Below are 9,231 nucleotides of genomic sequence, written 5' to 3'. Positions count from 1 at the left end.
GGCGGCTGGGGCCCGCGCCGCAAGCCGATGGCGCTGGTGCGGGAGATCCTGCGCTCGCCGCTGAAGGACCTCACCGTGGTGGCCTACGGCGGCCCGGAGGTCGGCATGCTGTGCGCCGCGGCCAAGGTGCGCAAGGTGGTGTTCGGCTTCGTCTCGCTCGACGTGATCCCGCTGGAGCCGCATTTCCGCGCGGCTCGCGAGCGTGGGGAAATCGACGTGTGGGAGCTCGACGAGGGCATGCTGCAACTGGGGCTGCGCGCCGCCGCCGCGCGCCTGCCGTTCCTGCCGACGCGGGCCGGGCTCGGGACCGATGTACTGGCTCACGGCCCCCAGCTCAAGACCGTGCGCTCGCCCTACGCCGATGGCGAGGTGCTGCTGGCGATGCCGGCTATTCCACTGGACGCCGCGCTGCTGCACGTCAACGAGAGCGATGTGCTGGGCAATACCCGCATCGACGGCCCGGATCCCTTCTTCGACGAATGGTTCGCGCGCGCGGCGGGCCATTGCTATGTGAGCTGCGAGGTCCTGCATGACCGGCTGGAGGACGAAGACCTGGCGCGGGCCCGCAACAACCCCTTCGAGCGTGCGCTGGTCAGCGGTGTGGTGCACGTGCCGGGCGGAGCGCATCCCACTTCCTGCGGGCCTGCCTATGGCTTTGACCTGCCGCAGTTGAAGGCCTACTGCGCCAGCGCCGAGCAGGAGGCGGGCTTCGCCACCTACCGCAAGGACGTGATCGGCGATACCGAAGCCAGCTACCTGGACAAGGTCGGCGGCATGGGCCACGTGCTGGACCTGCCGTTGCCGGTCCTTTGAACCCGTCACAAGGAGAAGGAGCCATCGTGAGCCCCACTCGACAATTCACTCTCGCCGAACTGATGATCGCCGCCGCGGCCCGGGCCTGGCGCGACGACGGCGAGGTCATGGCCACCGGCATCGGCACCGGCCCGCGCATCGCGGCCGGGCTGGCCCGGCTGCTGCACAACCCCGGCCTGATGCTGACCGACGGCGAGGCCTACCTGGTGGAAGAGCCGGTGCCGCTCGGGCGTCGCGAGCCGGGCTTCAAGGTGCGCGCCAGCGGCTGGATGGGTTATGCGCGCGTGTTCGACTGCCTGTGGGGCGGACGCCGGCATGCACTGGTGATGCCCACCCAGGTCGACCGCTTCGGCCAGGCCAATATCTCCATGCTCGGCGGTACCCATGCGCAGCCGAAGAAACAGCTGCTCGGCGCGCGCGGCTTTCCCGGCAACAGCATCAACCACGCCAATTCCTTCTTTGTCCCGGCGCATAGCCCGCGTGCCTTTGTCGCCGGCGAGGTCGACATGGTGTGCAGCGTGGGCTATAACCCGGCACGCCAGATCGAAGGCATGCGCAGCTTTGTCGACCTGCGGGTGATCGTGACCGACCTGTGCGTGATGGACTTCACCGGACCGGACCACGCCATCCGCGTGCGCTCGCTGCATCCGGGCGTGAGCCTGGAACAGGTGCGGGCGGCCACAGGCTTCGCACTGGCCAACGCATCCGGGGAAACACTGCCGGAGACCGCCGCGCCCACCGCGGAGGAACTGGCCGTCATCGTCCGGCTCGATCCGCACAACCTGCGTGCCACCATCGTGCGCGACAACCCGGCCGTCCGCGTCGCGTGAGGAACACCATGTCATCGCAAGCCACCGCACCCCTTGGGCTGGGCCCCAACGCCGAGGTGCTCTTCGAGGCGGCCGACGGCGTGGCCACCGTCACCATGAACCGGCCGCAGTACCACAACGCGCAGAATTCCAGGATGACCTACGCGCTGGACGAGGCGTTTCGGCGCGCGGCGGGGGACGACGCGGTCAAGGTCGTGATCCTGCGCGGCGCCGGCAAGCACTTCTCGGCCGGGCACGATATCGGCACCCCGGGGCGCGATATCGGCGAGTCGTTCGAGCGCGCCTCGCTCTGGTACGATCATGTGGGCAAGCCGGGCGGCGAGATGCTCTACGCCCGCGAGCAGGAGGTCTACCTTGGCATGTGCCGCCGCTGGCGCGACCTGCCCAAGCCAACCATTGCCATGGTGCACGGTGCCTGCATTGCCGGCGGCCTGATGCTGGCCTGGGTGTGCGACCTGATCGTGGCGTCGGACGATGCGTTTTTCGCCGATCCGGTGGTGCGCATGGGGATTCCGGGCGTCGAGTACTTCGCGCATGCCTATGAACTCAACCCGCGCATCGCCAAGGAATTCCTCTTCATGGGCGAGCGCATGGAGGCCCAGCGCGCGTACCAGATGGGCATGGTCAACCGCGTGGTGCCGCGCGCGGCGCTGGATGCCACCGCGCAGGGCATGGCGGCCAAGATCGCGCAGATGCCGCGGCTGGGCCTGACCCTCACCAAGCAGGCCATCAACCACGTGGAAGAGCTGCAGGGCAAGCGCGCGGCCATGGATGCCGCCTTTGCCTGGCATCACTTCGCCCACGCCCACAACGAACTGGTCAGCGGCGACAAGCTGGGCGGCTTCGACGCGCGCGCCATGGCGGCGTCGCAACGCACCGGCGAGGAGAAGGCGGCATGAGCGCGGCGCCCCTGCACACCGCGCTGTGCGACTTGCTGGGCTGCCGTTACCCGATCGTGCAGACCGCCATGGGCTGGGTGGCCGATGCCCGGCTGGTGGCCGCCACCGGCAATGCCGGGGCCTTCGGCTTCCTGGCCGGCGCCACCATCGAGCCGGGCGCTGTCGAGCAAGAGATCCTGCGGGTCAAGGCGCTCACCGCCCAGCCGTTCGGCATCAACTTCCATATGTTCCAGCCCAACGCCGACGAGGTGGTCGAGATGGCCATCCGCCACCGGCTGCGCGCGGTCAGCTACGGGCGCGGGCCGGACGCCGCCATGATCGGCCGGCTCAAGGCCGCGGGCGTGGTGTGCATGCCCACCGTGGGCGCGGCCAGGCACGCCGCCAAGGCCGTCGAGCTGGGCGCCGACGTGGTGACCGTGCAGGGCGGCGAGGGCGGCGGGCATACGGGAGGCACGCCCACCACGCTGCTGCTGCCGCAGGTGCTGGACGAGGTGGCGGTACCGGTGGTGGCCGCAGGCGGCTTCTTCGATGGCCGCGGGCTGGCGGCGGCGCTCGCCTACGGCGCGGCGGGGATCGCCATGGGCACGCGCTTCCTGATGTCCAGCGAGTCGCCGGTGCCGGCGCAGACGCTGGCGCGCTACCTGGCGGTCAGGGACGCGGCGCAGGTCCGCGTCTCGCTCGCCATCGACGGCTTGCCCCAGCGCATGATCGACAACCGCTTGCTGCTGGCGCTGGAGCAGGCCGGGCCACTGCGCCGCACGCTGATGGCGCTGGCCACCGCCCGCCAGTGGCGCCGGCACAGCGGCATGGGCCTCGCGCAGATGCTGGGGACCGCCTGGCAGGCGCTGCGCCAGCACGACTACACCGCGGCGCAGACGCTGATGGCGGCCAACGCGCCCGTGCTGATCCAGCGCGCCATGGTCGAAGGCCATCCCGACGAAGGCGTGCTGCCGAGCGGACAGGCCGCAGCGGCCATTGGCGCCATCGAATCCTGCGAACAGATCGTGGCCCGCATGGTTGCGCAGGCGCAGGCACGCCTGGCCACCCTGGCCGGGCAGGCGCCGGAAGGCAACCTGGCGGGTCCGGCCAGCGCAAGGCCGGACCGCCGTAATCCCATCCAAGCCATCCATTGAAGGCAGACGTTCATGACAACGACGAGATCAAGCGAGCCCGTAGCACAGGACGGTGCCGGGCCCTTCCACATCGAAGTGCGGGACGGCGTGGCGGAGCTGGTTATCACCCACCCCCCGGTCAACGCGCTGGACAGCGCGGGCTGGCATGCGCTGGCAGCGGCCATCGAGCAGCTCGGGCAGGATGACGCCGTGCGCGTGATCGTGCTGCGCGGCGAGGGGCGCGGCTTCTGCGCCGGGGTCGACATCAAGGAGCTGGCGGCTCACCCGCAGCGCATCGTGGAGGTCAACGCCGGCAACCACGCCACCTTCCGCGCGGTCCACCGCAATCCCAAGCCCGTTATCGCGGCGGTGCACGGCTTCGTGCTCGGCGGGGGTATCGGCATCTGCGGCGCGGCCGATATCCTGATCGCCGCCGAGTGCGCGCGCTTCGGGGTGCCGGAGATCGACCGTGGCGCCATGGGCGGCGGTGCCCACCTGCAGCGCATGTTCGGCGTGCAGAAAGTGCGGGCGATGTATTTCACCGGCGACATGATCGACGCCGCCGAAGCCTATCGCCTGGGCGCGGTTGAGCGGGTGGTGCCGCGCGCGGCACTGCGCGATACCGCGCTGGCGATGGCGCAGCGCATCGCGCAGAAAAGCCCGGCCATGGTGCGCTTGGCCAAGGAGGCGCTCAACGGCGTCGAGGACGGCAACCTCGAGGACAAGTACCGCTGGGAGCAGGGCTTCACGCTGCAAGCCTATATGAGCGCGGATTCCGACGAGGCGCGTGCCGCTTTCGTGGAAGGGCGCGAGGCGCGCTTCGCGGCGCAGGCTCCCACCGTCAACGCCTGAGGTTGCCAGATGCATCTCGAATACACCGAACGCCAGCAGGCCTTCCGCGCCGAGATCCGCGCCTGGCTGGCCGAACGCGTGCCGCGCGCGCCGTTGGCCAGCTTCGACACCGCCGCAGGCTTCGCGCAGCATCGCGCCTGGGAGCGCACCCTGTACGAAGGCCGCTGGAGCATGGTCACCTGGCCCAAGGAGCTGGGCGGACGCGGCTGCGACCTGATCGAATGGCTGATCTTCGAGGAGGAGTACTGGCGGGCCGGCGCGCCGATGCGCGTCAACCAGAACGGCATCTTCCTGCTCGGGCCGACCTTGATGGAGTTCGGCACGCCGGAGCAGCAGGCGCGTTTCCTGCCGCGCATGGCCGCCGGCGAGCACGTGTGGGCACAGGGCTGGTCGGAGCCGAACGCGGGCTCCGACATGGCCGCTATCCGCTGCACCGCCATCCGGCAGGGCGACGAGTACGTGCTCAATGGGCAGAAGATCTGGTCGACCCGCGCGGTCTGGGCCGACTGGCTGTTCGGCCTGTTCCGCACCGATCCCGGCTCGTCGCGCCACCATGGCCTGACCTTCCTGCTGATGCCGCTGGATACGCCCGGCATCACGGTGCGTCCCATCCGCCAGCTGAACGGCCTGACCGGCTTCGCCGAGATCTTTTTCGACGAGGTGCGGGTGCCGGTGGAGAACCGCCTGGCGGCGGAGGGTGCCGGCTGGCAGGTGGCGATGGCCACCGCCGGCTTCGAGCGCGGGCTGATGCTGCGCTCTCCGGCGCGCTTCCAGGAGACCGCGAAGGCGCTGGTCGAGCTCTATCTCGAACACCGGGAACAGGCCGACCGCGACCCTGCATTGCGCGACGCGGTCACGCGGGCCTGGATGGACGCCGAGGCCTATGCGCTGTCCACCTACGCTACCGCCAGCCGCCTGCTCAAGGGTGGGCATATCGGCGCGGAGTCCAGCACCAACAAGGTGTTCTGGTCGGAGCTGGACATCCGCATGCACGAGACCGCGCTGGCGATTCTCGGCCAGCGGGGCGAGCTGGTGTCCGCGGCGGACGCCACACAAGGCACGCTCGGTGCCTGGCTGGACGGCTTCCTGTTCGCGCAGGCCGGGCCGATCTATGCGGGCACCAACGAGATCCAGCGCAACATCGTCGCCGAACGCATGCTGGGAATGCCGCGCGCCTGAGCGCGGCGGCAGACAGTCCGGCACCGTCCCCGACCCAACCGTGAACCACGATGGAATTCGCATTTAACGAAGAGCAGCAGCAGTTCGTCGATTCGATCAGGCGCTTCCTGATGACCGAAGCGACGCCGGAGCTGACGCGGGAACAATGGAGCAGCGCCAGCGGCCGCTCCGACGCCCTATGGCAGGGGCTGGCCGGGCAGGGCCTGACCGCCGTGCTGGTGCCGGAGGCTTGCGGCGGCCTGGGCCTGTCCGAAACCGAATGGGCGCCGCTGGCGCAGGAGTGCGGCTACTTCGCCCTGGCCGAGCCGCTGCTGGACACCGCGCTGGTGGCAGCCGGCATGCTGTCGGACTGCCACGCCGCCACGCGGGACGTCACCATCCGCGAACGCTGCGCAGGCTGTCTGAGCCGCATCGCCGACGGCAGCGCGCGCTTGGCCGTGGCGCATCCGGGCCAGGCCCTGGTGGCCGACGCCCATGTCGCCGCCGCCATCCTGTGCGAGCACCGCGGCGCGCTGCACCTGGTGCTGCCGGTGCAGGCCAGGCTCGCCGCGCATGCCAGCCTCGATCCGTCGCGCCGGCTATACGCGCTCGGCTGGGCGCCGGACGAGGGCAGCCTGCTGCTGCCTGCCACGGCCGCGAAGCCCGTGTGGGAAGCCGCGCTCAACCGTGGGGCGCTCGGCGTCGCCGCGCAGATGCTCGGCCTGACGCAGCGCATGCTGGATATCGCCATCGACTACAGCGTCCAGCGCAAGCAGTTCGGCAAGGCCATCGGCGCCAACCAGGCGCTCAAGCACCTGCTGGCGGATGTCGCCATCCAGCTCGAGTTCGCCAAGCCGGTGGTGTATCGCGCCGCCTGCGCGCTGGCGCACGGCCATCAAACCGCCGGGCTGCATGTGTCGCACGCGCTGTTGGCCGCCACGCGCGCCGCGCTGCTGACGGCACGCCACACCATGCAGGTGCACGGCGCGATGGGCTACACCTGGGAGCTGGACCTGCAGATATTCATGAAGCGCGCCTGGGCCCTGGCGGATAGCTGGGGCGACCGTGCCTTCCACAAGGCGCGCGTGGACGCGCACATCCTCGGGGCAGCCGTGCCGATCGGCGCGGGCACCACCTTTGCCACCACAGCCAACCTCGCATCAACCCTTTGACAGGCGGAATGACCATGAGAGACGCATATATCGTCGACGCGCTGCGCACCCCGACCGGACGCCGCAAGGGCGGCCTGGCACACCTGCACGGCGCCGACCTGGGCGGCTTCGTGCTGGCCGAGCTGGTCGGCCGCAATGCCATCCCGGCCGAGGAGTACGACGACGTGGTGTTCGGCTGCGTCGACACCATCGGGCCGCTGGCCGGCAATATCGCCCGCAGCGCCTGGCTGGCCGCTGGCCTGCCGCTCGCCGTGCCCGGCGTGACGGTGGATCGCCAGTGCGGCTCGTCCCAGCAGGCCGTGCACTTTGCCGCGCAGGCGGTGATGAGCGGCAACCAGGACGTGGTGGTCGCCGGCGGCGTGCAGACCATGACGCAGATCCCGATCTCGTCGGCCATGCTGGCCGGGCAGGCGCTCGGTTTTTCCGATCCGTTCTCCGGCAGCAAGGGCTGGCAGGCGCGTTTCGGCGGCCAGCCGGTGTCGCAGTTTCATGCGGCCCAGCGTATCGCCGAGCATTGGAACCTATCGCGCGAGGCAATGGAAGCCTATGCGCTGCAGAGCCACCAGCGCGCCGCCGCGGCCATCGAGAGCGGCCGCTTCCAGCGCGAGATCGTGCCTTTGGAAGGCGTGGTCCACGACGAGACGCCGCGGCCCGACACCACGCTCGCCAAGATGGCCTCGCTCGAACCGCTGATGCCCGGCAGCGCGCTGACCGCCGCGGTCTCCAGCCAGACCGCGGACGCGGCGGCGGCACTGCTGGTGGTGTCCGAAGACGCGCTCAAGCGCTACGGCCTCACGCCGCGCGCCCGCATCGCCCATATGAGCGTGATGGGTGACGACCCGCTGTGGATGCTGACCGCGCCCATTCCCGCCACCAAGCGTGCGCTGGCGCGCAGCGGCCTGCGCTGGGAAGACATCGACGTGGTGGAGATCAACGAGGCGTTCGCCTCGGTGGCGATGGCCTGGCTGGCCGAGACCGGCTACCCGGCCGAGCGCACCAACCCGAACGGTGGCGCCATCGCGCTGGGGCATCCGCTCGGCGCCACCGGCGCGCGGCTGATGACCACGCTGCTGCACGAACTGGAGCGCACCGGCGGCCGCTACGGCCTGCAGACCATGTGCGAGGGCGGCGGCCTGGCCAACGTCACCATCATCGAGCGCCTGTGAGCCGGGTTCCCGGCGCGTCGGTGCAAGCAACAAGACAGGGGAGTAGCGACATGGGAATCTGCGACGGACGGACCGTCATCATCACCGGCGCCGGCGGCGGCCTGGGGCGCGCCTATGCGCTGGCCTTCGGCGCCGAAGGCGCCAGCGTGGTGGTCAACGATATTCGCCGCGAGGCGGCCGAAGCGGTATGCGCGCAGATCCGCGCGCAGGGCGGGCAGGCGCTCGCCAGCGGCGACGATATCACGCAACTGGCCACGGCCCAGCGCATCGTCGATGCCGCGCTGGCGGCGTTCGGCGAGGTGCACGTGCTGGTCAACAATGCCGGCGTCTGCCGCGACCGCATGTTCGTCGGCCTGAGCGAGGCGGACTGGGACGAGGTGATGCGCGTGCACCTGCGCGGCCACTTCTGCCTGGCCAACCTGCTGGCCCGGCACTGGCGCGACGCGGCCAAAGCCGGGCGGCCCGTCGATGCGCGCATCGTCAACACCAGCTCCGGCGCGGGGCTGCGAGGCTCGGTGGGCCAGTCCAACTATGCCGCCGCCAAGGCCGGCATTGCCGCGCTGACGCTGGTGCAGGCGGCGGAACTGGAGCGCTATGGCGTTACCGCCAACGCGCTCGCGCCAGCGGCCCGCACCGGCATGACCGAAGGCGTGTTCGCCGAGATGATGAAGGCACCGGCGGAAGGCTTCGACTACTACGATCCGGCCAATATCGCGCCGCTGGTGGTCTGGCTCGGCAGCCCGGCTTCACGCCACGTCACTGGCCGCATGTTCGAGGCGGCGGGCGGCATGGTCGCGGTGGCGGACGGCTGGCGCACCGGCGCGAGTACGGACAAGGGCACGCGTTGGCAGCCTGCGGAGTTGAGCGGCGCGATCGACGCGCTGCTCGCCCGCGCCGAGCCGGCGCAACGTGTCTATGGCACCTGAGGCGGGGACGGACGATGCGCTTCACGCTCTCCCTGGAACAACAGATGATCCGCGACACCGCACGCGACCTCCTGGCCGTGCGCAGCGATTCGGCGGCGGTCCGGCGCGTGGTGGACGCGGTTGCGGGCACGGCGCATGAAGGCCACGACACCGCGCTCTGGCGGGAAATCGCCGGCGAGCTGGGCTGGTGCGGCATCGCCCTGCCGGAAACGGCTGGCGGCACCGGGCTGGGCGCGGTCGAGCTGGCGCTGCTGATGGAGCAGATGGGCCAACGGCTGGCTTGCGTGCCGTACTGGTCGGCCA

General features: G+C 70.4%; 10 protein-coding genes. All 10 read left to right on the top strand.

Translation table 11 applies throughout. The annotated features are described in order from the left end of the window. The coding region (locus P3W85_RS42945) for a CoA transferase subunit A (RefSeq protein ID WP_276269295.1) at nucleotides 1–813 on the top strand (813 nt) is incomplete at its 5' end. 26 nt (nucleotides 814–839) lie between these two features. Next, nucleotides 840–1,643 (top strand): CoA-transferase subunit beta, encoded by an 804-nt coding sequence (locus tag P3W85_RS42940; protein ID WP_276269294.1) that lies wholly within the window; start codon nucleotides 840–842, stop codon nucleotides 1,641–1,643. Between the two features lie 8 nt (nucleotides 1,644–1,651). Next, nucleotides 1,652–2,542 carry an enoyl-CoA hydratase gene (locus P3W85_RS42935; protein WP_276269293.1) on the top strand — a complete coding sequence of 297 codons (891 nt, stop codon included), beginning with the start codon at nucleotides 1,652–1,654 and terminating at the stop codon, nucleotides 2,540–2,542. Beyond that, complete coding sequence (locus P3W85_RS42930; RefSeq protein WP_276269292.1) at nucleotides 2,539–3,675, top strand: NAD(P)H-dependent flavin oxidoreductase; 1,137 nt, start codon at nucleotides 2,539–2,541, stop codon at nucleotides 3,673–3,675. The genes P3W85_RS42935 and P3W85_RS42930 overlap by 4 nt, the downstream gene beginning before the upstream one ends. Before the next feature lie 12 nt (nucleotides 3,676–3,687). After that, complete coding sequence (locus P3W85_RS42925; RefSeq protein WP_276269291.1) at nucleotides 3,688–4,506, top strand: enoyl-CoA hydratase family protein; 819 nt, start codon at nucleotides 3,688–3,690, stop codon at nucleotides 4,504–4,506. 9 nt (nucleotides 4,507–4,515) lie between these two features. Continuing rightward, nucleotides 4,516–5,685, top strand: coding sequence for an acyl-CoA dehydrogenase family protein (locus tag P3W85_RS42920; RefSeq protein WP_276269290.1), 1,170 nt, complete (start codon nucleotides 4,516–4,518; stop codon nucleotides 5,683–5,685). Between the two features lie 50 nt (nucleotides 5,686–5,735). Next, complete coding sequence (locus P3W85_RS42915) at nucleotides 5,736–6,836, top strand: acyl-CoA dehydrogenase family protein (RefSeq protein WP_276269289.1); 1,101 nt, start codon at nucleotides 5,736–5,738, stop codon at nucleotides 6,834–6,836. A 14-nt stretch (nucleotides 6,837–6,850) separates the two neighbouring features. After that, the gene (locus P3W85_RS42910) at nucleotides 6,851–8,002 is read left to right on the top strand and encodes an acetyl-CoA C-acetyltransferase (protein WP_276269288.1); all 1,152 of its coding nucleotides are present in this window, start codon (nucleotides 6,851–6,853) and stop codon (nucleotides 8,000–8,002) included. Between the two features lie 50 nt (nucleotides 8,003–8,052). Further along, nucleotides 8,053–8,928 carry an SDR family oxidoreductase gene (locus P3W85_RS42905; protein WP_276269287.1) on the top strand — a complete coding sequence of 292 codons (876 nt, stop codon included), beginning with the start codon at nucleotides 8,053–8,055 and terminating at the stop codon, nucleotides 8,926–8,928. A gap of 14 nt (nucleotides 8,929–8,942) precedes the next feature. Further along, nucleotides 8,943–9,231, top strand: a 289-nt coding sequence (locus P3W85_RS42900; RefSeq protein WP_276269286.1) for an acyl-CoA dehydrogenase family protein, incomplete at its 3' end; no start/stop codon positions are given.

This window comes from Cupriavidus basilensis (genome assembly GCF_029335485.1).
Classification (GTDB): domain Bacteria; phylum Pseudomonadota; class Gammaproteobacteria; order Burkholderiales; family Burkholderiaceae; genus Cupriavidus; species Cupriavidus basilensis_E.
The sequence above is the reverse complement of the archived record's forward strand: the minus strand, read 5'-3'. Positions and strand labels throughout refer to the sequence as shown.